Annotated in this window: 25 protein-coding genes; 10 read left to right on the top strand and 15 right to left on the bottom strand. The window is 58.0% G+C overall.

Going from position 1 to position 25550, the window contains the following annotated elements:
• The first annotated feature begins 11 nt into the window (after positions 1-11).
• A complete protein-coding gene (locus H586_RS0101540) occupies positions 12-2630 on the top strand; it encodes a bifunctional uridylyltransferase/uridylyl-removing protein GlnD (RefSeq protein WP_027181193.1) in 2619 nt (872 codons plus the stop codon).
• 162 nt (positions 2631-2792) lie between these two features.
• Here the strand turns inward: H586_RS0101540 and H586_RS0101535 are convergent, their stop codons facing one another.
• The 5 genes from H586_RS0101535 to H586_RS0101515 all read right to left on the bottom strand — a co-directional run bounded on the left by H586_RS0101535 (position 2793) and on the right by H586_RS0101515 (position 6137).
• Complete coding sequence (locus tag H586_RS0101535; RefSeq protein WP_011368187.1) at positions 2793-3533, bottom strand: amino acid ABC transporter ATP-binding protein; 741 nt, start codon at positions 3531-3533, stop codon at positions 2793-2795.
• Positions 3520-4305 carry an amino acid ABC transporter permease gene (locus H586_RS0101530; RefSeq protein WP_027181192.1) on the bottom strand — a complete coding sequence of 262 codons (786 nt, stop codon included), beginning with the start codon at positions 4303-4305 and terminating at the stop codon, positions 3520-3522. Before H586_RS0101530 ends, H586_RS0101535 begins: the two co-directional genes overlap by 14 nt.
• Before the next feature lie 78 nt (positions 4306-4383).
• Positions 4384-5124 carry a basic amino acid ABC transporter substrate-binding protein gene (locus H586_RS0101525; protein WP_027181191.1) on the bottom strand — a complete coding sequence of 247 codons (741 nt, stop codon included), beginning with the start codon at positions 5122-5124 and terminating at the stop codon, positions 4384-4386.
• Positions 5125-5260: 136 nt separating this feature from the next.
• Positions 5261-5863, bottom strand: coding sequence for a LysO family transporter (locus tag H586_RS0101520; protein WP_011368184.1), 603 nt, complete (start codon positions 5861-5863; stop codon positions 5261-5263).
• A complete protein-coding gene (locus H586_RS0101515; RefSeq protein ID WP_011368183.1) occupies positions 5853-6137 on the bottom strand; it encodes a LysO family transporter in 285 nt (94 codons plus the stop codon). Before H586_RS0101515 ends, H586_RS0101520 begins: the two co-directional genes overlap by 11 nt.
• 255 nt (positions 6138-6392) lie before the next feature.
• On the opposite strand from H586_RS0101515, the gene H586_RS0101510 reads away from it, so the two are divergent.
• The gene (locus tag H586_RS0101510; protein ID WP_011368182.1) at positions 6393-6710 is read left to right on the top strand and encodes a cupin domain-containing protein; all 318 of its coding nucleotides are present in this window, start codon (positions 6393-6395) and stop codon (positions 6708-6710) included.
• Between the two features lie 805 nt (positions 6711-7515).
• Here the strand turns inward: H586_RS0101510 and H586_RS0101505 are convergent.
• From H586_RS0101505 to H586_RS0101470, 8 genes are all read right to left on the bottom strand, one after another.
• Positions 7516-8364 (bottom strand): MlaA family lipoprotein, encoded by an 849-nt coding sequence (locus H586_RS0101505; RefSeq protein ID WP_027181190.1) that lies wholly within the window; start codon positions 8362-8364, stop codon positions 7516-7518.
• A gap of 34 nt (positions 8365-8398) precedes the next feature.
• Complete coding sequence (locus H586_RS0101500; protein ID WP_027181189.1) at positions 8399-9046, bottom strand: Tgt2/MlaC family protein; 648 nt, start codon at positions 9044-9046, stop codon at positions 8399-8401.
• A gap of 1 nt (position 9047) precedes the next feature.
• Entirely contained in the window at positions 9048-9494 is a 447-nt protein-coding gene (gene mlaD, locus H586_RS0101495) for an outer membrane lipid asymmetry maintenance protein MlaD (protein ID WP_011368179.1), read from the bottom strand.
• Between the two features lie 32 nt (positions 9495-9526).
• The gene (locus tag H586_RS0101490) at positions 9527-10348 is read right to left on the bottom strand and encodes an ABC transporter ATP-binding protein (protein ID WP_011368178.1); all 822 of its coding nucleotides are present in this window, start codon (positions 10346-10348) and stop codon (positions 9527-9529) included.
• Between the two features lie 12 nt (positions 10349-10360).
• Complete coding sequence (locus tag H586_RS0101485; RefSeq protein WP_011368177.1) at positions 10361-11173, bottom strand: MlaE family ABC transporter permease; 813 nt, start codon at positions 11171-11173, stop codon at positions 10361-10363.
• An 88-nt stretch (positions 11174-11261) separates the two neighbouring features.
• Complete coding sequence (locus H586_RS0101480) at positions 11262-11960, bottom strand: SPOR domain-containing protein (protein WP_011368176.1); 699 nt, start codon at positions 11958-11960, stop codon at positions 11262-11264.
• Positions 11961-11997: 37 nt separating this feature from the next.
• The gene (gene argS, locus H586_RS0101475) at positions 11998-13653 is read right to left on the bottom strand and encodes an arginine--tRNA ligase (protein ID WP_011368175.1); all 1656 of its coding nucleotides are present in this window, start codon (positions 13651-13653) and stop codon (positions 11998-12000) included.
• 152 nt (positions 13654-13805) lie between these two features.
• Complete coding sequence (locus tag H586_RS0101470) at positions 13806-14750, bottom strand: ACP S-malonyltransferase (protein ID WP_011368174.1); 945 nt, start codon at positions 14748-14750, stop codon at positions 13806-13808.
• 217 nt (positions 14751-14967) lie between these two features.
• On the opposite strand from H586_RS0101470, the gene H586_RS0101465 reads away from it, so the two are divergent.
• Complete coding sequence (locus H586_RS0101465) at positions 14968-15657, top strand: 16S rRNA (guanine(527)-N(7))-methyltransferase RsmG (RefSeq protein ID WP_027181187.1); 690 nt, start codon at positions 14968-14970, stop codon at positions 15655-15657.
• Here the strand turns inward: H586_RS0101465 and H586_RS0101460 are convergent.
• The gene (locus H586_RS0101460) at positions 15618-15836 is read right to left on the bottom strand and encodes a hypothetical protein (protein ID WP_011368172.1); all 219 of its coding nucleotides are present in this window, start codon (positions 15834-15836) and stop codon (positions 15618-15620) included. The genes H586_RS0101465 and H586_RS0101460 overlap by 40 nt on opposite strands.
• A gap of 53 nt (positions 15837-15889) precedes the next feature.
• Entirely contained in the window at positions 15890-16357 is a 468-nt protein-coding gene (locus H586_RS0101455; RefSeq protein ID WP_011368171.1) for a 23S rRNA (pseudouridine(1915)-N(3))-methyltransferase RlmH, read from the bottom strand.
• Positions 16358-16493: 136 nt separating this feature from the next.
• Between H586_RS0101455 and H586_RS0101445 the strand changes: the two genes are divergently transcribed.
• The 7 genes from H586_RS0101445 to H586_RS0101410 all read left to right on the top strand — a co-directional run bounded on the left by H586_RS0101445 (position 16494) and on the right by H586_RS0101410 (position 25416).
• Entirely contained in the window at positions 16494-17129 is a 636-nt protein-coding gene (locus H586_RS0101445) for an L-threonylcarbamoyladenylate synthase (protein WP_081701737.1), read from the top strand.
• 365 nt (positions 17130-17494) lie between these two features.
• Entirely contained in the window at positions 17495-17965 is a 471-nt protein-coding gene (locus tag H586_RS0101435; RefSeq protein WP_011368169.1) for an NUDIX domain-containing protein, read from the top strand.
• A gap of 23 nt (positions 17966-17988) precedes the next feature.
• Positions 17989-19452 carry a glycogen synthase GlgA gene (gene glgA / locus H586_RS0101430; protein ID WP_011368168.1) on the top strand — a complete coding sequence of 488 codons (1464 nt, stop codon included), beginning with the start codon at positions 17989-17991 and terminating at the stop codon, positions 19450-19452.
• A 1-nt stretch (position 19453) separates the two neighbouring features.
• Positions 19454-21370 carry a 1,4-alpha-glucan branching protein GlgB gene (gene glgB / locus H586_RS0101425; protein WP_027181185.1) on the top strand — a complete coding sequence of 639 codons (1917 nt, stop codon included), beginning with the start codon at positions 19454-19456 and terminating at the stop codon, positions 21368-21370.
• Between the two features lie 304 nt (positions 21371-21674).
• On the top strand, positions 21675-22580 hold the full coding sequence (locus tag H586_RS0101420) for an isoaspartyl peptidase/L-asparaginase family protein (RefSeq protein WP_011368166.1): 906 nt from the start codon (positions 21675-21677) through the stop codon (positions 22578-22580).
• A 102-nt stretch (positions 22581-22682) separates the two neighbouring features.
• Complete coding sequence (pdxA, locus tag H586_RS0101415) at positions 22683-23780, top strand: 4-hydroxythreonine-4-phosphate dehydrogenase PdxA (RefSeq protein ID WP_027181184.1); 1098 nt, start codon at positions 22683-22685, stop codon at positions 23778-23780.
• The gene (locus H586_RS0101410; protein ID WP_011368164.1) at positions 23764-25416 is read left to right on the top strand and encodes a hydantoinase/oxoprolinase family protein; all 1653 of its coding nucleotides are present in this window, start codon (positions 23764-23766) and stop codon (positions 25414-25416) included. The genes pdxA and H586_RS0101410 overlap by 17 nt, the downstream gene beginning before the upstream one ends.
• Positions 25417-25550: the final 134 nt, after the last annotated feature.

Below are 25550 nucleotides of genomic sequence, written 5' to 3'. Positions count from 1 at the left end.
GTGGAGAGTTGATGTCTGTGGAAAAACTGACGCCGTCCGGCCATGACGCATATGAAGCCGCTGATTCCTGTGCCGTGCTCATGGCCGGACGTGCGGTCTTTGACTCGCAGCTCGGGGGACCGCCCGACGGAAGGCTGCCCCGCTACGAGCGCGAACTGAGCGCCCTGCTGGACAGGTATTTTGTCTCGCGCCTTTCTTCAACGGGAGCCGCCGGCGGCAAAGTGGCTTTGGTGGCCACAGGCGGGTACGGGCGGGGCGAACTGTGCCCCGGCTCAGATATTGATATTCTTATTCTCTGTCGCCGCTCCATACCGCCGCAGGCCATCGACCTTGCGCAGCCGCTGTTTCTGCCTTTGTGGGATGCAGGGTATGCACTCGGCCACGGGTTCCGCACTGTGGGAGATTGCCTGAAACTGGCAGCAAAGGACCATAAGGTACTGGCCTCTTTGCTTGATGCGCGCTTTGTTACCGGCAGCAAGGCTGTATTTGCTGAAATGATGGAGCGTCTGGAGGAAAAGGTGCTCCCGCGGCGCGGTAAAGCTTTTGCGGACTGGCTGGACACGGAGCATGAACGCCGGCTGGCATCGCATGGCGACGGAGCACTGCTGCTGGAGCCCAACCTGAAGGAGGGGCTTGGCGGACTGCGGGATTATCACCTGATCCGCTGGATGCTCATGTGCCGGTTTGGCATCGGCTGCGGGCTGCACGCGGCGCTGCGGCGTGTGGGTTTTTCTGCAGAAGATGAAGCACTGCTGCGTACCAACGTGGACTTTTTGCACGATGTGCGGTGCAGGCTGCACGCCCTGACCGGCAGGCGCAGCGATCTGCTGCCGCTTGACCTGCAGCCGGATGTGGCACGCCGGATGGGGTATGCCGACGGTGGCGGGCTTTTGGCAGTGGAGCATTTTCTGGGCGAACTGCACCGCTGTATGGGGTCTGTCAAGGCGCTGGCGCTGGCCTGCCGCGAAGCTTTGGCCATGAACACGTCCGCCGGGTTGTCGGCGGAGCAGGTAATGCAGGAAGCCACACCGCGTACGGTGCTCAGCCTTATGAAGCAGAGCGCGGCGCAGCCGGAAAAAGCGCTGGCAGGGTGGCGCATGCGCCGTTCTCTTGTCCGGCTGGCTACGGAGCGGGCTGCTGAACTGGCGGCACTGCCCGATCTGGGGCCTGCGTTTGCCGACCTGCTCAGCGGGGGCAATGCCTGGGATGTTTTCGGACGTCTGGACGACACCGGCCTGTTGAGTGCTCTGGTGCCGGAGTACGGGGTGGTGCGCGACCGTGTGCAGTTTGACGGGTTTCATACCTATCCGGTAGGGCTGCACACGCTTGTTACTCTGCGCCATCTGGAAGATTCCGCTTCTGCCGGCAGCGTGGCGGCAGAGCTCTGGAACTCGCTTGATACGTCGGGCAGGGTTTCGGTGATGTTCGGGGCGCTGCTGCACGATCTTGGCAAAACCGGCTCTGCCGATCATTCGGTAACGGGTGCCGCAGTGGCGGACAACCTGCTGCGCCGGTGGGAACTGGGCGATGCGCAGCGCGAGGAAATAGTGTTTCTGGTGCGTAATCACCTGCTGCTTTCCCGTACAGCGTTGCGCCGTGATCTTGCTGACGAATCGGTGGTGGCCCGCTGTGCAGGCACGGCGGGAAGCATGCGGCGCCTTGATCTGCTCTTTCTGCTTGCCTGTGCCGATGCGCGGGCCACCGGCCCGCGTGCGTGGAACAGCTGGATAAGCGGCCTGCTTGAAGAACTGTACCGTAAAGTGCGCAATATGCTTAGTGACAGCGAACTGGGAACGCCGCAGGCTGTTTCTGATATGCTGAGTCATTACGATATGGTGCGCGAGCTTGTGGGCAGAAACGGACGCAGGCTGCCCTATACGCCGGAACAGGCGGAAAGCTGGCTGGAAAGAGTGCCTTCGCGGTACATGCTGTCTACCGAGCCTGAGGACGTACTGCGCCATATCGCACTTATGCTGCGGCTGGAAAGAGACATTGAGGACGCCCGCAGGCGTCTGGGCGAAAAGCGGGGTGCCAACGGGGTTGTTCTGCTGGAGGCGCGGGACGCCGGTGACGTGTGGGAGCTGGTTTTTGCCGCCAAGGACCAGCCGGGACTTTTTTCGGTGCTGACCGGCGTACTGGCCCTGCACGGGCTGGATGTGTTTTCCGCCGATGCTTTTGTCTGGGGGGGCGGCGTGGTGCTGGATGTCTTCCGGGTATCGCCTCCTCCTGACCCGCTGTATGCCAGAGATTTCTGGGCAAAGGTCAGAGGTTCTGTCCATTTTGCCCTTACGGGCAAGCTGTCGCTTGATTTCCGGTTGGAAGAAATGCGCAGCAGGTCGCTGAGCCCTGTGCAGAAGGCAGGAGGCGGGCGCACGGAAGTAACCATCGACAACGCCATTTCCGATTTTTATTCTGTCATAGATATCACTGCACCAGACAGGCCCGTGCTGCTGTACGACATTGCCCGCACCATGCAGGCCATGCGGCTTGATATCCAGTTTGCCCGCATAACCACCCACGGAATGCAGACGTCTGATTCTTTTTCGGTGCGCGATGTCTTTGGCAACAAGCTGCTTGAAGAACAGCAGTGCGAGGAGGTACGGCAGGCCCTGCTGCATGCCGTGGCCTGATTTTGACCGGATGCTTCTGTTGCCTGCGCGGTGTGGCGTTGCGCCCCGCGGCAGTTTACGGACCTGTGCATACAGTAACCTGTGCATACAGTAAAACGGGGAGCCCCTGATGGAGCTCCCCGTTGTTGTCAGTACCGTGCCGCCTGTTCTGGTGCAGTACAATCAGAGAATCTGTTTGAGAAACTTCTGCAGACGGGGATGTTCCGGCGAATCAAACAGCCTGTCCGGTGTGCCTTCTTCCAGAATCTGGCCGTGATCCATAAAGACCACGCGGTCCGCAACTTCCCGGGCGAAGCCCATTTCATGCGTAACCACCACCATGGTCATACCCTCTTTGGCAAGGGCCACCATGACGTCCAGCACTTCTCCGATCATTTCGGGGTCAAGTGCCGATGTGGGCTCGTCAAACAGCATGATTTTGGGGTTCATGGCCAGAGCGCGCGCTATGGCAACGCGCTGCTGCTGTCCGCCCGACAGGTTGGAAGGGAAGACATTGGCTTTGTCGCTGATGCCTACTTTTTTCAGCAGCATGAGAGCACGGGCTTCCGCTTCTTCCAGAGGTACCTTTTTCAGCCGCACAGGAGCCATGGTCAGGTTGCCCATGACCGTCTTGTGCGGAAAAAGGTTGAAACTCTGGAAGACCATTCCCAGTTCCTGCCGGATGGCGTTTATGTCGTTCTCCGGCGAATTTATGTCCATGCCGTCCACACGAATGCTGCCCTTGTCGATGGTTTCCAGCTTGTTGATGGAACGCAGCATGGTTGATTTTCCCGAACCGGAAGGGCCGATGACCACAACCTTTTCTCCCGGCTGCACGTCCAGCGATACATCATTGAGGGCCGTCAGTTCACCGAAGAATTTGTAGATGTTTTTAATGCTGATGATTGGCTCAGTCGCGGTCATAATAATTCAGCCTCGCTTCCATGATGCTGACGGCTTTGGAAAGCAGCAGGGTTATTACAAGATAGATAAGGGCCACCATGGTGTAGGTTTCAAAGTACAGAAAGGACTCCGCTGCAAACTCGCGTCCACGCCGCAGCACGTCGGCCACGGCCAGAATGGAGACGAGCGAGGTGTCCTTGAGCATGGCAATGAATTCGTTACCCACAGGAGGCAGAATGGTGCGCCATGCCTGCGGCAGAATGACAAGAAACATGGTCTGCACGTTGTTGAATCCCAGAGAACGCGATGCCTCGGTCTGGCCTTTGTCTATGGAATCAATGCCCGCGCGGAAAACCTCGCCCATGTATGCGCCGTAGCATACACTCATGGCAATGACGGCGGCAACCATGCTGGGTACCTGCAGAAAGCGTCCGAGTGCATAATATATGTAGAAAAGCTGGACAAGCAGGGGAATGCCGCGGACAACTTCGACATATGTGGATGCTATGGTGTTGATGAGTTTGTTGCGTGACAGGCGGCCCAGTCCGGTAAGCAGCCCCAGAGGTATGGAGCAGAGAATGGACAGAATGGTGACTTTGAACGTGACTGCGATGCCGTCGGGCAGATACTGCAGCAGCCGCCAGTAAACATCGGGACGGCTGGCGCACAGGTATATGATGATGCCGATGGCGCCGATGAAGCTGATGGACCACGCATTGAAAAAATTGCGGTCTTTCGGGTCGGGAATCAGCATGCCGTCCGTTACTTCAATGCGGACTTTTTTATCAGCCATGATAGTGTATCCGTGTGCTTGCAAAATGAAAGGACCGGTGCAGGATGCACCAGTCCCGTTGATTCGACTTCCGTACGGCTATTGACCTATCCACTTTTTGCGCAGCTGCTCTTCTATGCCTTTTTCCTTCACGGCTTTTATGCCCTTGTTGATGAGGGCCAGCACTTCGGAGTTTCCTTTGTTTACAGCCACGCCGTAGTATTCTTTTTCTTCGGCTTCAACGATGAAGGCGATTTTCAGGCGCTTGGCGTATTCTTCCTGCTGCAGGGCGTAGTTGGCGGCCACAGGGTCATCGCAGACCACACCGTCTATGTTGCCGTTGTACAGCGCTTCCATGGCAAGGCCGATTTCGTCAAAAGAGCGGGGGGTGACGCCTTCTGCTTTTTTGATGGCAAAGTAGCCGGTGGTGCCAATCTGCGCGCCGAGGGTTTTGCCCTTGAGGTCGGCAAACGATTTGGCTTCGACAGACTTGTTCAGTACCACTGCCTGTTTGACTTCAAAGTAGGGGATGCTGAAGTCCATGGCGCGTTTGCGCTGTTCGGTGATTGAAACGGAAGAGGCGATGGCATCATATTCGCCGTTGGCAAGACCGGCAAAAATGCCGTCCCACGCCACATTGCGGTGCTCGGCCGTAAAGCCGGCTTCCTTGGCTACCGCGTCCATGTAGTCAACGGCATAGCCCACAACCTTTTTGTCGGCGCTCATGTATTCCATGGGCGGCCAGGTGGCGTCATGGGCAAAAACAATGGTCCGTTCCGCAAGTGCCACGTTGGCTGTCATCATGACGGCGAGCATGGCCAGACAAATTTTTTTCAGCATCCTCATTCTCCTTTTGTGTGTTCTGCCGGAGTAGACAAAAATGTATAATGGCTCATTTTGCAGCCGGTTGTCAATGTGCACGGGCAGGAGTATGGCTGCAATCATGCCGGAAAACACCACGGGACATACGCTGCGGTTACCAGCTCATTATGGCGGATACCATAAATGGCACTGCAACGGTAAGAAACATGCCGCTGAATACTGCAATGATGCCGTATCGTTCGCCGGAGAAGCGGGTGATTATCGGCAGGGTGGTGTCCATGGCTGTGGCTCCGCCGCTGGCAAGCGGGCCTAATTTGCCGAAATACCTTACAAGAAGCGGCGCGGCAAGCAGTGTTATCAGTTCTCTGATGATATTTGAAAGCAGTGCGATGGACCCGAGAACTGTGTCACCCATTTGTGAAATCATGATGCTGGACAGGCTGTAATAGCCGAACCCCGCCCCCACAGCCAGCACATCGCGGATGCTGTGGCCGGGAATGAAAGGGGCCGTGGCCAGCGCTCCGGCAAATGTGCCGAGCATGATGAACACGGGTACCAGAAGTACCTTTATGTGCATCTCGCGCAGTATGCGCCAGCAGCGGGTGTCGAACCCTATGCCCACCCCCACGATGAAAAGCAGAAAGTACAGCGCGTACGCGGAAACGGTATCGCTGGAGAGAACTTCCGGTGTGATACCGGAATATCCCAGCAGAGCACCGGCTATAAAAAAAGCCAGAATAATCAGGCTACCTTTCATCAAAGCCTCCGCGCAGGATGAACCTGCCCAGAAACCACGCGGCCGCGGCACTGCCTGCAACGCAACCGGTGCTTATCAGCAGGGCTTTGGCACCGATTCCCGCCGCCTGCGAGACTATGTTCTGGTCGGTGCCCAGCGATACTCCCAGCAGAAACAGCAGGGTGTAGATGGCCCACATTGTCAGTTTGTCCACGGCCTTTACCACGGCTTCGCGCTTGCGCAGCACAAGCCCCAGCGGAATGCCAAGGGCGATGAAGCCTACTTCTGTTAGCATGTCTTGTCCGTAGGTTAAAGGTGATAAAAACAAAGCGGTATCTGGGCGGACATGAATTGTCAATTCTGTAATAACAGGATGTTCCGGTGTTTCACGGTGTTTTTTTGCGGTTGCCGCATAAAGCAGACTCTTTTTTGACGTGGGTCACGCCGGTCTTCAGCGGCAGGGACTATTGTTCAGGTACAGACAGATGCCGGTCTGCTGCAGCAGGACATTCCGCCAGCTGCCGGAGCCGGCAGAGCCATGGAGGCACATATGAAGAGTCACAATCTGCTTGAAGCTGTCCGCTTTGACGATCAGCGGTTTGTCATGGAACTGGTCCACGAGTCGGAAAATTTCAAGATAGTCAGCTTTACGTTCAAGGCCGGACAGGAACTGCCCGTGCACAGCCATAATATCGAGGGCGAACTGAATATCGTGGTCCTCGAAGGTGAAGGCGAGTTTGTGGGCGACGGTGATGCAGTGATTCCCGCACCACGCGGAGCGGTGCTGGTGGCACCTATAAGTACTCCGCACGGCGTGCGCGCTGTCACGGACATGAAGGTGCTTGTAACTATTGCCCCGCCCATCTAGCGGGAAAGGGCAACCGGAATAGCGGGGGGGACCGGTGATGCAGGTGTCTTATGACGGGGCAGCCGTTTGGTGCGTTGTTCATTCCGCCTGCAGACAGGTGCGCGGCCGCCTGCATCAGATAATGGATGGCCCTAGACGCGTATTGGCGGGCTGACTGCGGTCAGCCCGCATTGTTATGTCTTTGATCTGCCGGTCTGTTTTTTGCGCAATTCCGGCACAGGCGGTGTTCTGTGCCAGGCAGGGCTGGGTGTGCTTTTCATGGCGTTATGGCTCGGACCGCATGGCTTTTTGCCGCAACACGCCGCAGCACCGGACATCGGGCGAGAAGAAAACACCACAGCAGGAAGTACGTTTGCGGTAGTGTCCGGACCGGTAATCCCTGTGTGCCCGTGCGCTGTGGACCGGCTGCGGAAACGAAATATTTGTGATGTTCCGGCAGCAGCGGGTGCGCGTGGGGTGCGGTGCGGGGCAGCTTGCTGGCAGGGCCTGACAGATGTGAGCCGAGTTCTCTCTGTTTGCGGGACAATACGGGACCGGAAGTGTGCAGGAAAATTTTACATTGAGGCCGTGTGTACCGGCGGGGAAGAGAAAAGCGCAGGGCAGGGTCGCAGGGGCAGTGCCCCTGCGATTTTTTGTATTGCCCCGCAGCCGGTTGTCCGGCTGCGGGGCGTTTTTTCAGGTACGGGTACGGTAGGGACAGCAGGGCAGACAGGTTTACGGCGCATGCGGACAAGCCCGCGTTGCGCGGCCGGAAAAAAACAGGTCATGAAAAAGGGGCGCCTGAGCGCCCCTGTGATGCTGTTTTTTACCGCGCAATGCGGCTTCGCCGCGTCTGGATATATGCATCGCGTATGGCGGTGTAGGGGGCCAGCGCAGGTGCCTTGATGGCCATGTAGTTGTCATATACGCCGCCGAACTTGTTCAGCTGATCGTACCCTGCCAGAGCAAATCCGTGCCACATGGGCGTAACATAGTACAGCGGGTGAGTGACGGCATCGGCCACCAGACCGCCACTGTCTCGCAGCGTCGATGGTCCCAGAAATGGCCATACGATGTAGAAACCTTCACCGACTCCCCAATATCCCAAGGTTTGCCCGAAGTCTTCTCTGTCGGGTTCTACAAGGGGCTTCTTGGCGCGTGAGGGCTGCATGAGACCGCCCACGCCGATGGTGCTGTCGACAATGAACCGCGATGTTTCCACTCCGGCAGCCACAAATTTGCCCTGCAGAATGCAGTTGATGAACCGGACAGGGTAGGCGAGGTTGCGGAAAAAGTTGTCGGCACCGGTTCTCAGTTCGCTGGGGGTGACATAAGCGTACCCGCGCCAGACCGGATCGGCGAGATTATTATAGAACCAGTCATTGAAGCCGAACCAGAAACGGTTCCAGCCTTCAATGGGGTCGGCCACATGAACAGAAGATGTCTCTGTTCCGTAGTCTTCGAACTCAGGGTCGATATTGTCTCTGTTGAGAACAAGCAGAAATTCTTCTTCTTGCTGTGCAAGAGCCGCATCCCGGGCATCGGGAGCCATCTGCGCTTTTTCAAGGCGCTCAGGCGTCACCAGTTCCCCCTGTGATACCGGTGCCGCCTGTGCCGTGCAGACCGCGGCAAGCAGCATTATTGCTGCAAGACCGGTAAAAACTCCCCTTTTCATATATGCCTCTTTGCTCGTTTCTGGTGACGCAGTATCAGTTGCCGTTTGCCCTGCCGACTTCTTCGGCCTTGGCAATGATACGCGTTATAAGTTCGTCAGGAGATTCCTTGCGCAGCAGTTCCTGAAACTGTGTCCGGTAGTTTTTTACCAGACTGATGCCTTCCACAAGAACATCGTATACTACCCAGCGGTCTTTATGCAACATGCGGTATGCCACGGGAATTTTTTTATCGGGCTGTACAATGAATGTCTGCACCTCTACGCGGCTTCCGTCAGAAGAAGCCCTTTCGTCCGCATATTCCACCTTCTCGCCGTTGTAGCTTTCCAGCTGATCCATGTATGACGACCGGAGCAGTGCGGCGAAGGCTTCTGCAAAGCGGTGACGCTGGTCGTCATTGAAAGACCGCCAGCGCGGTCCGACGGTCCGCATGGCGAATTCTTCATAATCAAAGCTCTGGCGGATAAGCGCCTCAATTTCGCCGCGAACTTGAGGTCTGGTCTGCGGGTCTTTGAACTCCGCCGAGGACAGCAACGTTATGATACCGTCAACGTTGTGTCTGAGAGCTTCCCGCGCTTCTTCGCCGGGGTCTGCCGCCTGCGCCTGCGGGGCGGTGCAAAGCAGCCCGGTACAGAAAACAAACGCCAGAAGGCTTCTGGTGAAAACGGAACGCATTGCAAGCATGTTACACCTTTCCGAACACGTATTTGCTGATTAATTCTTCAATATCCAGAGCCGATTCGGTTTCCAGTATCTCGTCACCCTCTTTCAGCAGGTCCATGGCACCGCCGGGTGACAGCTTTACATACTTGTCGCCGATAAGTCCGCTGGTCTTGACGGATGCGATGGTGTCTTCCGATAACTCAACATCGGGGCGCAGCCTCAGACTGACCACCGCCACGTTGTCCATCTGGTCAAGATTGATGCCGCTGACCTTGCCGACAGGCACGCCGGAAATTTCAACGTCGGCTCCTACCCGCAGACCGGTCACGGACGTGAAGCGGGCCTGAACGGTATATCCTTCACTGGAAAATACTTCCATTTTTCCCAGCTTGACGGTGACGTACCCGAGGCACAGAAGGCCGATGAGCACAAAAATGCCGACGGAGGTTTCTTTTGTGTACTTGTTCATACTTTTCCCGTGCGCTTCACAAAAGGTTGCGGTTAGCTGTCCAGCCAGTCGGCCAGCGCTTTACGTACTGTTTCGCCCAGAGGAGCGTCAACGCTTTGCGGCGCTCCGGCCTTCCGGTCAAGAAACTGCCGGAGAAAAGGGTCTTCGCTCTGGCGTAATGTCTGCAGGTCGCCTTCGTACACAGCGTGTTTTTCGTTGAGTACAAGCACATAGTCGGCAATGGAGTCGAGACTTTGCAGATCATGGCTTACCACGACAATTGTCATGTCGGGAAAGCGTTTTTTCATTTCCAGCAACAGGGCGTCCATCTGCGCGGCATTGATCGGGTCCAGCCCCGAAGTGGGCTCGTCGCACAGCAATATGGGCGGATCCATTACTATGGCCCGCGCCAGACCTGCACGTTTGCGCATGCCGCCTGAAAGCTGGCTGGGGTAATAATGGGCAAAGTCAGCCAGCCCGACCAGTGAAAGTTTGTGCCGGACAATGGTGTTTATGGTGTCCTTGTCCAGCGCTGTGTGCTCTGCAAGCGGCAGCGCCACATTGTCGCCCAGAGTCAGTGACCCCAGCAGGGCACCGTCCTGAAAAAGCACGCCCATGCGTCTGCGCAGTCTGCGGAACTCTTTGCCGCTCAGGCTGAACAGGTCTTTGCCGCCCAGCAGCACATTGCCTTTCTTGGGTTTGTTCAGGCCCAGAATGTGTCGCAGCAATGTCGATTTGCCGCAGCCGGACCCCCCCAGTATGACGGAGATCTTTCCGGCTGGCAGGGTGGCGTTCAGCTTGTCGAGCACCACGGAGTCCCCGTAGCCCAGCGTCAGGTCGTGCAGACCGATGTCCCATCTCTGTGTCTGTTTCATGGTATGCATATCCTACAGCAGGAATGAGGTCAGGACATAGTCTGAAACCAGAACGAGCACACAGGACATCACCACGGCCGATGTGGTGGAGTTGCTGACGCCCTCCGGCCCCATGCCGTCTTTACGCATATGCGTGAAATAGCCCTGATAACAGCTTATAATGGACACTATCACCGCGAAAACCATGGTTTTTAAAAAGCCGCCGCTCACATCTGACCAGCCCACACTGCTGTCTATGCGGTAAAAGTAGACACCGGAGTTGATGCCCAGCAGCACAACGCCGGTCAGATATCCGCCTATGATGCCTATGGTGTTGAACAGCGCCGTAAGCATGGGAAACACGATGAGTGAGGCGAGAAGCCGCGGAGTGACAAGGTATCCCATGGGCGGGACGTCCATGACCTCCAGCGCATCTATCTGGTCGGATATGCGCATGACGCCGATTTCGGCCGCCATGGCAGAACCTGCGCGACCTGTGACCATGATTGCCGTAAGCACCGGCCCCAGTTCACGGATGAGCGTAAGCGCCACAGCCGCCCCCAGCAAGCCTTCAGAGCCGAATTTGACCAGAGTGTAGTAGCCCTGCAGCCCCAGAACCATGCCGGTGAAAATGCCGATAAGGGCAATGACAAACAGCGACTTGGAGCCGATGAAATACACCTGCTGGACAACCTTGCGGAACAGGCGGGAAGCTATGAATATATGACGGACTGCATCAAGAAAAAAAAGCAGCACCGCGCCAAGCTCTCCGATAAACCGGAGAGTATTGCGCCCGAGCTGTTGTAAGGGGGCGGTCAGTCCTGATGCAGAAGTGCCTGTTTGCATATGTCTCTCGCTCACTGAAAGATGGAGTTGATAGAACTACATGTAAGTGCGCTCTTACGTCAACCTGATAACGGGTTCAGATTGCTTGTTAATCAGAAATGGTTTCCTGTTCTTTCAAAAGAGGTTGCCTGATACCCAGAGTGGCCAGTCTGCGTCTGAGTGCCTGAGCTTCTTCAGTGGTGCCGCTCAGTGTCACATTAATTCTGTGCCAGACCCCTTTGCTGGTGTTTACGCGCTCCACACCGGCGCTGATGCCCGACTCCTGCAGATGTTCGGCAAAACGGTGCGCCGCCGCAGCGTCCTGCAGCGATGCCACCTGATACAGATACCGGTAGCGGATGCTGTCCGGCGGTACGCTGCGTACGGCGGTAGCCGGTACCTTCCGGGGTGCCGCAGGCGCAGCGGAAGCCTGTTCCGGCGCCGCAGGACGCGGAGGCGTCCGCCGCTGCGCCGGCTGGTGCTCGTCTCTGCTGCGTAACGAGCGCAGAAGGTTCAGCTCTTCTGTTTTTATAATGCCGTTGTCCGCCGCATCCTTATCTGCATCATCTTCGTTATCCAGTGTGGCGGGCAATACATCGGCCGTATCCGGCGAAGGCATGACACGCGCCAGCGCGGGCACGGATTCTTCGGGGTTGAACCCGCGCCCGAGCATGACGCCGAAAGTGAACATCCAGCTGAAGCCGAACAGCAGCAGAAAACAGACAAGCGCAAATTTGCCTGCGGTCATTTCTATAATGAACCGGCGTGCGCCGGCGGACCCTTTTTCACTGCGGATGCTGAAGCTCATGCGGATGCCTGAAGGTTACGGATAATGCCGGTAGCGGCTACATTGCCTCGGGCGCGCTGACACCAAGCAGGTCCAGCCCGTTGCGCAGAACCTGTGCCACAGCACGCAGCAGAGCAAGCCGTGCTTTGAGAATCTGTTCATCCGGAGCGTTGAGCACCGGATGGTTGGCGTAAAAGCGGTGCAGCGCGCTTGCAAGCTCCTGCAGATAGTAGCTGATATGGTGCACGCTCAGACTGGTTGCGGCAGCCTCCACCGTATCTTCGAACCGGTCGACCAGACGCAGCATGTCGATTTCGTCGGCATGCACGAGGGGCTTCAGCAGTTCTTCGTCCGAATGCGTCTCAGGCGTGGTGCCCCTTTCTGCGGCTTTGCGCAGCACGGAACATATGCGGGCGTGCGCATACTGGACGTAGTACACGGGGTTGTCCATGGAGCGCTGCTTGACCAGTTCAAGGTCAAAGTCCAGCGAGCTGTCGCTTTTGCGCGACAGAAACATGAAGCGCGCGGCATCGGCGCCTACTTCCTTGACCACATCGGCAAGGGTTTCGAATTCACCGGCGCGGGTGGACATGGCCACCTGTTCACCGTTGCGCAGCAGGTTGACAAGCTGCACCAGAATGACATCGAAGCTGTCTGCCGGTTTGCCCAGCGCCTGTACGGCGGCGCGCATGCGCGGAACATAGCCGTGGTGGTCGGCGCCCCATATGTCGACGCACAGGTCGAACCCGCGGTCATATTTGTTGTCGTGGTAGGCGATGTCGGACGCAAAGTATGTCAGATAGCCGTTGGATTTCTTCAGGACTCGGTTTTTGTCATCGCCGAAATCAGTGGTCCGGAACCACAGGGCTCCGTCTTCTTCATAGGCAAGACCGGACCGGCGCAGCCTGTCGAATGTCTTGTCCACGGCACCTGTTTCCACCAGCGATTTTTCGGAAAACCAGACATCGTGGCTGACGGAGAAGTCGGCAAGATCCTGCCGGATACCGGCCATTATGGTGTCGACGGCGTATTTCTGGCAGACGGCAAGCGCTTCTTCTTCGGGTTTTTCCAGCAGGTCGGGAGTAAAGCCGAGCACTTCCGACGCAATGTCGCGTATGTAGTCACCGCGGTAATATTCTTCCGGTTCCGCCACATCCAGACCTTTGATCTGCTTTGCCCGGTAGTAGACAGAGGCCCCCAGTAGCAGCATCTGGCGTCCTGCATCGTTGATGTAGTATTCGGTGCTGGTTTCAAAACCGGCAAAGCGCATCATGCGCGCCAGACTGTCGCCTATGGCGGCTCCGCGGCCGTGGCCGATGTGCAGAGGACCTGTGGGGTTTGCGGAAACATATTCGATCTGCACTTTGCGCCCGTTGCCCACGTTCACACTGCCGAAACGTCCGCCTGCCTGTTCCACCATGTGCACTGTCCTGTGCCAGAAGTCAGGCGCATAGGTCACGTTGATGAACCCCGGACCTGCTATCTCCACTCCCGATATTTCGGGATATTTCTGTTGCAGGCGTTCCGTGATGCGTGCTGCAAGCTCGCGGGGGGGCATCGCCGCCGGCTTGGCCAGCACCAGTGCGATATTGGCGGCAAGATCGCCGAATTTTTTGTCCTTGGGCGGCTCGATGGAAACTTTATCGGGCCACGGGAGTTCCAGATCGGCCACGACGGCTTTCAGTGCCGTCTGCAGATGGTTTTTTGCGCGCATTGTACCACCGTTGTTGTTAAGTATGATGTGCCTGCAAGAGGCGGATTCCGTCGGTTGTCTGGACGTGGAAAGGCGACCGCACTGGGTCGCCTCCGTCTTCCTTTCTCAGTTGCTATACCTTTTTTCGGCACAGCTGAAAAGGGGCCGCTGTTTTACAGGGTGCCGGTTTCTTCCCGGGTCGAAGCCGTGCTGGTTGACCACTCGCCGTCGGCGGCGCCGCACTGCGTCAGAATGGGCTGCAGCATTTTGCCCAGTATGTTTTTGGGGCCCAGTTCCACCCAGCGGCGTACGCCGTCGTTCCACTGGTTGCCGATGGTTTCTATCCAGCGCACGCTGCCGGCCATCTGGCCTTTCATCACCGACCGCAGGCTGTCGCCGTTTTGCACGGGCAGTCCGGTGGCGTTGCAGTATACGGGAAACTTCATGTTGTTCCAGTGGCGTTTGTCCATGACACGGGCCAGCTCGTCCGCGGCTTGCTGCATCATGGGGCTGTGAAAGGCGCCGCTGACAGCCAGCGGCATGGCCCGGCCGCGTCGTTCCTTCACCCGCGCGGCAGCGTCGGCTATGGCGGCAGCGGTGCCGCTCAGCACAAACTGGGCAGGGGTGTTGTAGTTGGCAATCAGAATCATTTCGCCTGTGGCTTCGGCTGTTTCGCGCACCACGCTTTCCACGTCGGTCAGCGGCAGTTTGAGCACGGCCGCCATGGTGCCCCGGCCTTCGGGGTCCGCTTCGGCCATCAGGCGCCCCCGCAGGGAAACCAGTTCTATGGTGTCCGCGGCGGAAAGAGCGCCGGAGGCCGCAACAGCCGCGTATTCGCCCAGGCTGTGTCCTGCCGCGGCGGCAGGCTGCATGCGCCCCGCCACCTGCATCCACAGGGAAATGTTGACCACCGTCAGGGCGGGCTGCAGATTGCGGGTGTCGGCCATTGCCTGTGCGTCGCCGTCCCAGTATATTTCACGCAGGGGCAGCCCGCTGATGGATTCGGCTTTTTTCCAGAGATCCATCACGTCTTTGTCGGCCTCGGCCACATCGCGGCCCATGCCGGTCTGCTGGGCGCCCTGTCCGGGAAACAGTATCGCTGTTTTCGCTGTTGTCATATCGCTTCACTCCTCGGTTTCCGTACCCGCCGCCGTATGCGGTTCCTCTGCCGCATGTCTGATGCAGACAGGGCAGCGGGGTGGAACAGTATGTGGTACGCTGCATAGTGCAAGACGGCGGCGCTGGCAAGTGCGGGGTTGATTGCCGGCCCGTGCTGGGGTAGGTGTGCGCACGGTTTTATGCCGCTATTCAATGAGAACATGAGGATTGTGCTATATGGCCAGACCCGCAAAACCCGCTGAAGAACCTCAGGTGGAAGCCCTGTGTTGCGAACTGGGCTTCCGGTTGCCGCCCGCCGCCGTTACCGGACTGACAGTTTATCTTAACATGCTGCAGAAATGGAGCGCGGTGATGAATCTGGTGGGGCCGCGCACATGGCAGCCCATGGTGCGGACTCTGATAGTGGACAGTCTGCATCTTGACAGATTTCTGCGCGATGCAGTGCCCCAGTGCGGCCCGCAGATATGGGATTTCGGGGCGGGGGCCGGTCTGCCGGGCATTCCGCTGCGCATGGTCTGGCAGCACGGGGAGTACCATATGGTGGACGTGCGCGAAAAACGCACCATGTTCATGCAGATGGTACTGGCCAGACACCCGTTGTCAGGAACCTTTGTGCACCGCGCCCGCGTGGAGGATTTCATGGCGGACAGGGCACCGGCTGACATGCTGGTCAGCAGGGCGTTCATGCCGTGGCCGGAGCTGCTTTCACTGCTTGAGGGCCGGATCCGTCAGGGCGGGTATGTCATTGTGCTTGCCAACGAGCCTGCACCGGACCATGACCGCCCCGATGCCGCACACGGCAGGCCCCTGCCGTCCGGCTGGGACCTGACCGCGCAGTATGTCTACGAAGTGGAAGGCTCTGCCCGTTATTTCTGGGCGTTATCTTCAAAAAAAGCGCCCAGCTGAGAATTTTTGAAGATCAGCTTGGTGGCGGTTTTGTCGGCAAGTTCCGCCACATCCATGAAACGCTCCAGAAATTCGAGGATTTCATACCGGCGTTCTTCGGGGGAGTATTCGAAGTCTTCGGCCATTCTGCCGGACTTCATGTATTCTTCCAGTTTTTCCAGATAGCTGAATTCAAGCATGGTTGATCCTTTGCGGTTGCGGTTGGCCGGTGCGGCGGCGCCGCCCTGCGCAGCTAGTGATGGTAGGGAGTGCCCCGCAGTATGGCGTCTGCCCTGTACAGCTGTTCGTACAGCACCACGCGCGCCATCTCGTGCGGAAAGGTCATGGCGGAAAGGGCCATGGTGTGCCGCGCTTTGCCGCGTACTTCATCCGAAAGGCCGTAGGCTCCTCCGATGATAAAGCACGGGCGCAGGTTGGCGTTTTCCCACATGGGAGTCAGAAAGGCCGAAAACTGCTGCGAAGTGAACTGCCTGCCGGTTTCATCCATGCAGACAGCCAGATCGGCGGGCGTCAGCGCCGCAACAATGCGTGCGCCTTCCTGCGCGTTACGCTCCAGCGGCGGCAGGGCGGCGTTTCCGTCCTTGATAATAGTTTCTTCAACCTTGAATGCTCTGGTAAGACGGGTAAGATAGTGTTCCGCAGCCGTCTTCCAGTGTGCTGTTTTCAACCTGCCCACGGCTATGATGCGTATGCTTCTCATATGCCGCTCCGGCAGAAATATGATGCTGTGTTGTTAATGCGCATGGGCGCTTTGTATACTGCAAGACCGAAAGCCTCAAGCCGTTCACCGGTGGCGGGCATAACTGGTTGCAGGTGATTGAATTAACGGAGGTTGCATGATGACGCAACAGACCATCCCCGTGACGGACGTGAACGAGGCGGCAGTTCTGCTGCAGGAAGGTAAAGTGGTGGTGTACCCCACCGAGACGTTTTTTGCCGTGGGGTGTCTGGCCACAGACGTGCGCGCCGTGGATGCGGTGTACCGCATCAAGCGCCGTCCTTCGGGCATGCCTTTGCCGGTGATCATCGGCAGTGCCGGTCAGCTGGGGCTGGTTACCGCCGTGTCTTCGCCGCTTGTTACACGTCTGGCAGAACTTTTCTGGCCGGGTCCGCTTTCGGTGCTGGTAACCGCGTCAGACAGAATACCTGCCATTCTGACCGGTGAAACCGGCAGGGTAGCGGTGCGGGTTACTCCCCATCCTGCGGCTGCCGCTCTGTGCACCGCATGCGGAGGCGCGCTGGTTTCAACCAGTGCCAACATCAGCGGCAGGCAGGCAGTGACCGCTGCGTCCGGTCTTGACCCTGAACTGGTCGGACAGGTGGCGGCCGTGGTTGATATGCCGCCGGCTCCCGCAGGGGGCAAACCTTCCACTCTTGTGGAAGTTGCCGGCCCCGCTCATGTGCGGATAGTGCGCCCCGGGGTTGTGACGGAAGATGCTCTGCAGGCAGCGGGTATCAGCGTTGTGGTCTGACGGCGTTCAACAACTTTTACCGGTCGTGGCATACGGGCGTGCGGGTTAAAATCTTTGTACACTCTGCGTGGTTTTTTGGGGGGCTTTCATGCGTCATATCCATGGTTTCAGAGTGTTACGTAAATGGCACGCTTGATGCTATGTGGAGTGTACCTTCCTTGTTTTGCGAATAGCGGTCTGTCGAATCGGTCGGCAGACCGTTTTTCATTGGGGCCTGCCGTCTGTGTTTTTTTCTGCTTCAGTCGCGCGCAGGGTGGCGTTGCCCGCGTTTTCGATGTACTGCGAAAGGAACCTCTGCGATACGGTATTGATAGTATCGCCGTGCCGCATGAGGTCGTTGAACGGAACCTGTGGAGGACAGCAGCATGACCCGTACCATCCCCTGCCCCGCATGCGGAGCGCCTGTTACCGTATACAGAAATCCGGTGCCCACGGTGGATGTGGTGGTGTACGAACCGGAACGGGGCATTGTGCTTGTGCGGCGGACTAATCCTCCGCTTGGCTGGGCGCTGCCCGGCGGTTTTGTGGACTACGGTGAAACAGTGGAACACGCTGCCGTGCGGGAAATGAAGGAAGAAACAGGGCTGGACGTGGAGCTGACAGGTTTGCTCGGGGTATATTCCGCACCTGACCGTGACCCGAGACAGCACACCATGAGTGTGGTATTCTGCGGTGCTGCATTGGATGCGGATGCTCTGGCCGCGGGTGATGATGCCGCCGAGGCCGTTTTTTTTCCTCTGGACGCACTGCCCCGGAATATTGCTTTTGACCATGCCGTAATAATTGCTGATTTTTCCGCAAGGTATGCACAGCCTGCGGACAGAAAGTGCGGATAATATCCGAAGGAGGGATGCGGCGGATGCAACCGTTGGTCCTTTTTGCCACTTCCGAGATGTACCCTTTTTCTAAAAGCGGCGGACTGGGCGATGTTCTGGGTGCCCTGCCGCTGACCCTGCACCGCATGGGGGTGCGCACCGCCGTGGTCACGCCCTTTTACGGGCGTCTGAAGACTGCGGAATACGGCATTCACCTGACCATGAGCGATATTCCTGTCGGGTACCCATGGGGCCCCATTACCGCAGACGTGTACGAAGCCGACTTTCACGGCATGCCCGTCTATTTCATAAGCCGCGGCGAATATTTTGACAGGCGTTTTTATTACAACGACTACAAGGGCGACTATTTTGACAACTGCGAGCGGTTTGTTTTTTTCTGCCGCGCCGCGGCGTCCATGTGCCGTCGTCTCGGCGAAGCTCCGGCCGTGGTGCATGCCCATGACTGGCAGACGGCGCTGCTTCCTGCCTTATTGTATCACTGGCGCCGGTATGATTCCTTCTGGGAAGACACGCGCACTGTCATGACCATTCACAATCTGGCCTTTCAGGGGCGCTTTTCTTCGCGCCTGTTCGAAAACTGCGGGCTGCCGCCGCAGGCATGGTCCATGGACGGTGTGGAATTTTACGGCGATTTCAACCTGCTCAAGGGCGGCATTGCCTATGCCGACAAAGTGACCACTGTCAGTCCCAGCTATGCGCGGGAGATTACCACACCGGAATTCGGGTGCGGTCTGGAAGGAATTCTGCGCAGGCGTACGCATGCCCTGCACGGAATTCTGAATGGGGCAGACTACGACATCTGGAAGCCGGAGGACGACCGTTTTTTGCCCTGTACCTATAGCCCGGACAGACTTGCGGGCAAACAGCGCTGCAAACGCGCCCTGCTGGATGAACTGGGGCTGGACAGTTCCCTGATGGAACGTCCGGTACTGGGTTTCATCGGGCGCCTGAGGGACCAGAAAGGCATTGACCTGCTGATAGACAATATTGCGCAGTTGATGGAGCGGCAGGTGGGCGTTGTTATTCTGGGTGAGGGCAGTCTGGAATATGAAGCGCAGGTGCTGCACCTGATGGAAGAATACAAAGGCAGGCTGTGTGCGCGCGTTGAATACACAGAAGACCTGGCCCACCGCATACAGGCCGGAGCGGATATCTTTCTGATGCCATCGCGCTACGAGCCGTGCGGCCTGACACAGATATACGCATTGCGTTTCGGCACGCCGCCGGTGGCGTCTTCGCTGGGGGGGCTGCGTGATACCATCACGCCCTGGCCTGCTCCCGATGCCACCGGATTCACTTTCGATGATGTCAGCCCGGCGGGTTTTCTGAATGCCATCATGCAGGCAGTCAACCTGTGGGAGAATGATCACACAGCATGGGCGGGTATGGTCAGAAGAGCCATGGAAGTTTCATTCACATGGGAAAAAGCCGCAGTGCAGTATCTGGACATTTATCAGCAGCTGGGGTTTGTCCCCGCGGGAGAATGACGTGGCAACACCTGTCGAGTCCGGAACCGTGCCGTGCAGTCTGGAACCGTTTGACGTGTATCTATTCGGTCGCGGAGAGCATTGGGATATATACAGAGTGCTGGGCGCGCATGCCCATGCTCAGGACGGTGAAACCGGATACCGGTTTGCGGTATGGGCGCCCAATGCGCATGCGGTAAGTCTGGTTGGGCCGTTCAATGACTGGCGTTCCGGCGATTTTCCTTTGTTTCCTGTCGGAACATCCGGCATCTGGGCCGGATTTGTCGCCGGCATGGAACACGGGCGGCTGTACAAGTTTGCCGTGCAGGGTGCCGACGGCACTGTGCGTTTGAAAACAGACCCCTATGCCTTGTATTGCGAAATGCGGCCCGGCACGGCGTCATTTACTTGGTCGCTTGACAGCTATGCGTGGAACGACGCTGCATGGATGCAGCGTAGACGTGAAGCCGGTCCGCCTTTGCAGCAGCCGGTCAGCATATATGAACTCCATGCCGGTTCGTGGATGCGCCGCCATGGTGAAGGGCATCCTTTTGTAAACTGGGATGAACTGGCCGGTACACTGATACCCTATGTCCGCGACGCAGGTTTTACACATATCGAGCTTATGCCCGTGGCTGAGCATCCGCTGGACCAGTCGTGGGGATACCAGACCGGCGCCTACTATGCGCCCACTTCGCGCTTTGGAACGCCCGATGATTTGAGACGGTTTGTAGACCTTTGCCACCAGCAGGGCATAGGGGTGATTCTGGACTGGGTGCCCGCGCATTTTCCCAAGGATGACTGGAGTCTGGGGCGATTTGACGGCACAGCCCTGTACGAGCATCTGGACCCGCGTCTCGGCGAGCATCCGGACTGGGGTACCTATGTGTTCAATTATGGACGGCATGAGGTGCGCAACTTTCTGTTTGCCAACGCGCTCTACTGGTTCAAGGAATTTCATGTGGACGGTTTGCGCATAGATGCAGTGGCATCCATGCTGTATCTTGACTATTCCCGCAAGGAAGGAGAGTGGCTGCCCAATGTGCACGGAGGCAATGAAAATCTGGAAGCCATTGATTTTCTGCGCGAACTGAACAGAGTGGTGCACGAGCAGTACCCCGGTGTGATGATGATAGCGGAAGAATCCACCTCATGGCCGGGGGTGTCGCGGCCGTTGTACACGGGGGGGCTGGGGTTCACGTTTAAATGGAACATGGGCTGGATGCACGATACGCTGAATTATATGCGGCAGGACCCTGTGTTCAGGGCATACCAGCACAGCAGCCTGACATTTTCCATGCTGTATGCTTTTTCCGAAAACTTTGTCCTGCCGCTTTCGCATGATGAAGTTGTACACGGCAAAGGGGCGCTGCTTTCTAAAATGCCCGGCGACATGTGGCAGCAGCAGGCCAATTTGCGGTTGATGTACGCATACATGTGGGCGCATCCGGGTAAAAAACTGCTGTTTATGGGCGGTGAGATAGGTCAGTGGAACGAGTGGAGCGAAAGCCGTGAACCGGACTGGTGCCTGCGTGAATTTCCTGCCCACGAAGGCATACGCAATCTGGTGCGCGACCTTAACGGCATATATGCACAGGAACCGGCCATGCACCGCCACGACCACGACTGGTCGGGGTTCCGCTGGCTCGATTTCAGTGATTACGGATGTTCCGTCATCAGTTTTGCCCGTTTTGCGGAAGATAGTCCGCCTGTGATGTGGGTGTTCAATTTTACGCCGGTAGTCCGTCGCTGGTACCGTGTTCCATGCCCCAGAGCCGGAGAATGGCAGGAAGTGCTGAATACGGACAGCGGTTACTACGGCGGCAGCAACGTGGGCAACGGGGGCGGTGCGGTAGCCTGCACCGACAACTGGCACGGCGGGCATTTTATGGAGCTGACTCTGCCTCCGCTGGCGGCCGTGGCGTTAAAACCTGTGTGATTCTGCCGGTAAAGGAATGCAGTCAGGGCATGGCCGGATACGACCGGCGCAGGGGCTTTCGGTTGTCAGTGCCGGAGCCTCGGCTCTGCAGTCACGCAGAGGGTATTTATGTGTGTGTTTTGTCCGCCGGCAGGGCAGACCTGCCGCAACCGAGACCGCGGCATCGGGCACGGCTGCATTTTTGCGGCGCGTGCCGTTTTTTATGTTGCGGCGTTCCCGTACCAGAGTGTACGGCTGCCTGAAAACGGCTGTACTGTATGCCGTGAACTGCACAACATTTCGTACCGATACAGGGGATGTCAGGATGAGACCCAGAATAATAGTGCACGGCGGGGCATGGACCATACCCGCGGAGCGGCGGCAGGAACATCTGGACGGTGTGCGCGCTGCGGTGGAGGCCGCTTGGCCGTTGCTGGAGCAGGGAGCTGATGCGCTTGACGCCGTTCAGGCGGCCGTCAACGTGATGGAAGCTGACCCTACGTTTGATGCCGGCCGGGGAGCGGTGCTCAATGCAGACGGCCAGATAGAGCTGGATGCGGCCATAATGGACGGTCGTACTTTGAATTATGGCGGAGTAGCCGGAGTGCGGCGTTTTATGACACCGGTCGACATTGCGCGCAAGGTGCTCGAAACGGAATTCTGCCTGCTGATTGCCGACGGTGCGGAGCGTTTCGCCCGCGAATGCGGGCTGCCGGAGGTTGATCCCCGCGAGCTGCTGACCGACAGGGAGCTGGAGCTGTACCAGAAGCTGTGCAGCCGAGAAGGATACTGCACGCATGACGCCTTCAAGCCTGTACCGCAGGGTACCGTGGGCGCTGTGGCCATGGATGTGCGGGGCAATATTGCCGCTGCCACGTCCACGGGGGGGACTCCGTGTAAAAAACCGGGAAGGGTGGGTGATTCTCCGCTGTGCGGAGCAGGCACCTATGCCGACAACGAAACCGGAGGAGCCTCCGCCACCGGATTCGGTGAAGGAATCATCCGTACGCTGATGACCCGCAGCGCCTGCGACTGTCTGCGCGGGCATGACGCCATGCAGGCGGCCCGCATGGGCATAGAACTGCTGCACAGGCGTGTGCAGGGCCATGCCGGTCTGATCATGCTGGATAACCGCGGAGAATATGGTTTTTATCACAACACGGATCATATGGCATTTGCCTATGCCCGCCACGACGGCAGCGTACATGCTTCGGTGCATATGGCGGAATGATTTGCGGCATGCTCCGTTTTATGCGGGCGGGTGTGCTACCGCACTATCCGGTCGTGCAGGTGCAGTGTGGACAGCAGCGGCGAAAGGGAATAGTTTTACCGGATGCTTGGAATAAGAAAACAGGATCCTCTGAAGGATGTTGCGGCCGCCCGCTGCCCTTTGCTGGTGACCATGGGCGACGTCAACGGGCTGGGGCCGGAGCTGGCCTGCCGGGTGCTGGGCGCTGACGGCGGCAGAGGCGCGCTCCGTTACGGAGTCGCGTCTCCGGTGGTGCTTCTGGGCAGCGGAAAAGCTTTGGATACGTTTATGACGCTGTGCGGCATAAACGGCCGGTTCTGGACTGCGGCCGCTGACAGGCAGCAGCTGGCCGCGCTGCTGGAAAAGGCCCGGCCGGGGCAGGTACTGCTGTACGAACCCCCGGGGATGGAGACTGTGACTGTGACCCCCGGCAAAGCCACAGCCGACGGCGGGCGCGCTGCCGGACTGGCTCTGCAGGAGGCTTGCAGCATGCTTAATGACGGAGCTGCCACGGGTGTTGTCACACTGCCGCTTCACAAAGCCATGCTGCAGCAGGCCGGTTTTGATTTTCCGGGCCATACCGAGTTTCTGGCGCGGCACGCAGGGCTGCGTGATGAAGATGTCTGCATGCACCTGTGCGGTGACGTGCTGCGGGTCAGCCTTGTGACCACGCACCCCGCGCTGTGTGATGTTCCCCGCCTTGTGACCCGCCAGCGCGTGGCCCGCTGCATCGCGCTTACTGTGGAGTTTGTCCGGGCGCTGGGAGCCGGCCACAAACCCGTGGCCGTATGTGGCCTCAACCCGCACGCCGGTGAATCGGGTAAAATAGGTGCCGAAGACGAAAGCATCATCGCGCCGGCCGTGCGCGAGGCAAAGCGTATGGGCCTGAATGCCGAAGGTCCGTATCCCGCCGATACGGTCTTTTACAGGGCCGCGCAGGGCGAATTTGCCGCGGTGCTGGCCATGTACCACGATCAGGGGCTGGCCCCTCTCAAACTGCTGCATTTTTCCGATGCCGTAAATGTGACGCTGGGTCTTCCTTTTGTCCGTACGTCCGTCGATCATGGAACAGGCTTTGACATAGCAGGCAGAAATACGGCGGACACCGGCAGTTTTGAAAGCGCACTGCGTCTTGCGGCGGATATGTGTGCACGGAGGTGCGTCAATGTATCTGGGAATTGATGTGGGCGGAACCCATACCGATGCTGTGGTGCTGGATGCACAGAAGCGGATTCAGGCATGGGCCAAGGTGCCCACACTGCACCACGACCTGCTGTCTTCCGTCACACAGGCGCTTGACAGTGTTCTGCAGTCAGTTGCGGCGCAGGATATAGTACGGCTGAATCTGAGCACCACACTGTCTACCAATGCCATTGTGGAAAGCAAGACCGAGGATGTCGGAGTGCTTGTTTCGTCCGGTCCGGGCATTGATCCTGAAAATTTCCGGCAGGGCGGATTCTTTTTTCCTCTTTCCGGTTCCATCGACCACCGCGGTAAAGTAATAGCCGCCATGGAGCAGGACGAACTGGCCGCTGCGGTGCGCCGGTGCTGCGATTCAGGCATACGTGTCTATGCGGCGGTGGGTAAATTTTCCACGCGTAACCCCGATCATGAAGAAACCATGGCGCATGAAGCCATGCAGTGCGGCGACTTTGTATCCATGGGACACCGGCTTTCAGGTCAGCTCAGTTTTCCGCGCAGGGTGGCAACTGCGTATTACAATTCAGCTGTGTGGCGGCTTTACAACAGCTTTGCCGATGCCGTGGAGTCTTCTGCCCGTGCCAAGGGCGTAACCGCGCCTGTGCATATTCTCAAAGCCGACGGCGGCACCATGCCGCTGGCTGTTTCACGGCGTATGCCCGTCGAGTCCATTCTTTCAGGCCCTGCGGCCAGCGTTATGGGCATTGTGGCTCTTTACGATATCAGAGAAGACGCTGTGATTCTGGATATCGGCGGGACAACGACAGATATTGCGCTTTTTGCCTCCGGTTCTCCGGTTATCGAAAATGACGGTATCTCTGTCGGCAGTTATCCTACACTGGTCAGGGCGCTGCGTACGCTTTCCATAGGCGTGGGCGGTGATTCTCGCCTGCGCATTGCCGCGGGTGCTGTGCGGGTGGGGCCGGACAGGTCCGGACCCTGTGTTGCCAACGGCGGAACACATGTGGCGCTGATGGATGCCATGAATTATCTGGAAGTGGCTGCCGTGGGCGACGTGGAAGCCTCGCGCGAGGCTGTGCGGCAGCTGGCCTCTCTGTGGGACATGTATCCGGAAAAACTGGCCCGCGAAGCGCTGGACACAGCGGTAAACACCATCTGCGCCGCCGTGGACAGGTTGCTTGACGAAGTCAATGCGCAGCCTGTGTATACCATCATCGAACTGCTTGACGGTGTGAAGCTGAATCCCGGCAGGGTGTTTGTGATGGGAGGTCCCGCCGCCGCGTTTGCCCCGCTTTTGCGTAATGTCATGAACAGGCGCATAGATGTACCCCGTGACCATGCGGTGGCCAACGCCGTGGGGGCTGCGCTCACACGCACCACGGCTGAGCTGGAGCTTTTTGCCGATACTGAAAAGGGCCTTGTTTTTGTGCCCACGCTCGGGCTGCGCCGCGAGGCACCGCTGGGATACAATCTGGATGACGCTGTGGCCGATGCCGGCAGGTACCTGACGGAATCACTGGCCGGCATGGGAATACATATCCGTCCGGAAGATGTGGATGTCCTTGAGGCCGGTTCTTTCAACATGGTGGATATGTACGGCGGCAAGGGCCGTAATATCCGTGTGAAGTGTCAGGTACGGCCCGGCATTTCGCTTTGATGCACCGCGGGTCTCATATGGCCTTTGTATTCACGGGGCGCGTTCCGGCAACGGGGCGCGCCTTTTGCGTGTAAAAGCGACCGCCGCAGTGTTTCAATATGGCACACGGGCCTCCGGGGGGTGACTCCGGCAGC

This window comes from Oleidesulfovibrio alaskensis DSM 16109, assembly GCF_000482745.1.
Classification (GTDB): Bacteria; Desulfobacterota; Desulfovibrionia; order Desulfovibrionales; family Desulfovibrionaceae; genus Oleidesulfovibrio; species Oleidesulfovibrio alaskensis.
Note: the sequence above shows the minus strand (reverse complement) of the source record. Positions and strands in the feature narration are given on the sequence as shown.

What these genes read in the sequence shown, in the direction of transcription:
- H586_RS0101490 (WP_011368178.1), bottom strand. Translation starts at nt 10,348, where the DNA reads ATGAAACAGACACAGAGATGGGACATCGGTCTGCACGACCTGACGCTG.
- H586_RS0101500 (WP_027181189.1), bottom strand. Translation starts at nt 9,046, where the DNA reads ATGCTTGCAATGCGTTCCGTTTTCACCAGAAGCCTTCTGGCGTTTGTT.
- H586_RS0101410 (WP_011368164.1), top strand. Translation starts at nt 23,764, where the DNA reads ATGTATCTGGGAATTGATGTGGGCGGAACCCATACCGATGCTGTGGTG.
- glgA (WP_011368168.1), top strand. Translation starts at nt 17,989, where the DNA reads ATGCAACCGTTGGTCCTTTTTGCCACTTCCGAGATGTACCCTTTTTCT.
- H586_RS0101485 (WP_011368177.1), bottom strand. Translation starts at nt 11,173, where the DNA reads ATGCAAACAGGCACTTCTGCATCAGGACTGACCGCCCCCTTACAACAG.
- H586_RS0101525 (WP_027181191.1), bottom strand. Translation starts at nt 5,124, where the DNA reads ATGCTGAAAAAAATTTGTCTGGCCATGCTCGCCGTCATGATGACAGCC.
- H586_RS0101480 (WP_011368176.1), bottom strand. Translation starts at nt 11,960, where the DNA reads ATGAGCTTCAGCATCCGCAGTGAAAAAGGGTCCGCCGGCGCACGCCGG.
- pdxA (WP_027181184.1), top strand. Translation starts at nt 22,683, where the DNA reads ATGCTTGGAATAAGAAAACAGGATCCTCTGAAGGATGTTGCGGCCGCC.
- H586_RS0101445 (WP_081701737.1), top strand. Translation starts at nt 16,494, where the DNA reads ATGATGACGCAACAGACCATCCCCGTGACGGACGTGAACGAGGCGGCA.
- H586_RS0101435 (WP_011368169.1), top strand. Translation starts at nt 17,495, where the DNA reads ATGACCCGTACCATCCCCTGCCCCGCATGCGGAGCGCCTGTTACCGTA.
- H586_RS0101470 (WP_011368174.1), bottom strand. Translation starts at nt 14,750, where the DNA reads ATGACAACAGCGAAAACAGCGATACTGTTTCCCGGACAGGGCGCCCAG.
- H586_RS0101460 (WP_011368172.1), bottom strand. Translation starts at nt 15,836, where the DNA reads ATGCTTGAATTCAGCTATCTGGAAAAACTGGAAGAATACATGAAGTCC.
- H586_RS0101455 (WP_011368171.1), bottom strand. Translation starts at nt 16,357, where the DNA reads ATGAGAAGCATACGCATCATAGCCGTGGGCAGGTTGAAAACAGCACAC.
- H586_RS0101505 (WP_027181190.1), bottom strand. Translation starts at nt 8,364, where the DNA reads ATGAAAAGGGGAGTTTTTACCGGTCTTGCAGCAATAATGCTGCTTGCC.
- H586_RS0101530 (WP_027181192.1), bottom strand. Translation starts at nt 4,305, where the DNA reads ATGGCTGATAAAAAAGTCCGCATTGAAGTAACGGACGGCATGCTGATT.
- H586_RS0101420 (WP_011368166.1), top strand. Translation starts at nt 21,675, where the DNA reads ATGAGACCCAGAATAATAGTGCACGGCGGGGCATGGACCATACCCGCG.
- H586_RS0101540 (WP_027181193.1), top strand. Translation starts at nt 12, where the DNA reads ATGTCTGTGGAAAAACTGACGCCGTCCGGCCATGACGCATATGAAGCC.
- H586_RS0101535 (WP_011368187.1), bottom strand. Translation starts at nt 3,533, where the DNA reads ATGACCGCGACTGAGCCAATCATCAGCATTAAAAACATCTACAAATTC.
- H586_RS0101510 (WP_011368182.1), top strand. Translation starts at nt 6,393, where the DNA reads ATGAAGAGTCACAATCTGCTTGAAGCTGTCCGCTTTGACGATCAGCGG.
- argS (WP_011368175.1), bottom strand. Translation starts at nt 13,653, where the DNA reads ATGCGCGCAAAAAACCATCTGCAGACGGCACTGAAAGCCGTCGTGGCC.
- H586_RS0101515 (WP_011368183.1), bottom strand. Translation starts at nt 6,137, where the DNA reads ATGCTAACAGAAGTAGGCTTCATCGCCCTTGGCATTCCGCTGGGGCTT.
- H586_RS0101520 (WP_011368184.1), bottom strand. Translation starts at nt 5,863, where the DNA reads ATGAAAGGTAGCCTGATTATTCTGGCTTTTTTTATAGCCGGTGCTCTG.
- mlaD (WP_011368179.1), bottom strand. Translation starts at nt 9,494, where the DNA reads ATGAACAAGTACACAAAAGAAACCTCCGTCGGCATTTTTGTGCTCATC.
- H586_RS0101465 (WP_027181187.1), top strand. Translation starts at nt 14,968, where the DNA reads ATGGCCAGACCCGCAAAACCCGCTGAAGAACCTCAGGTGGAAGCCCTG.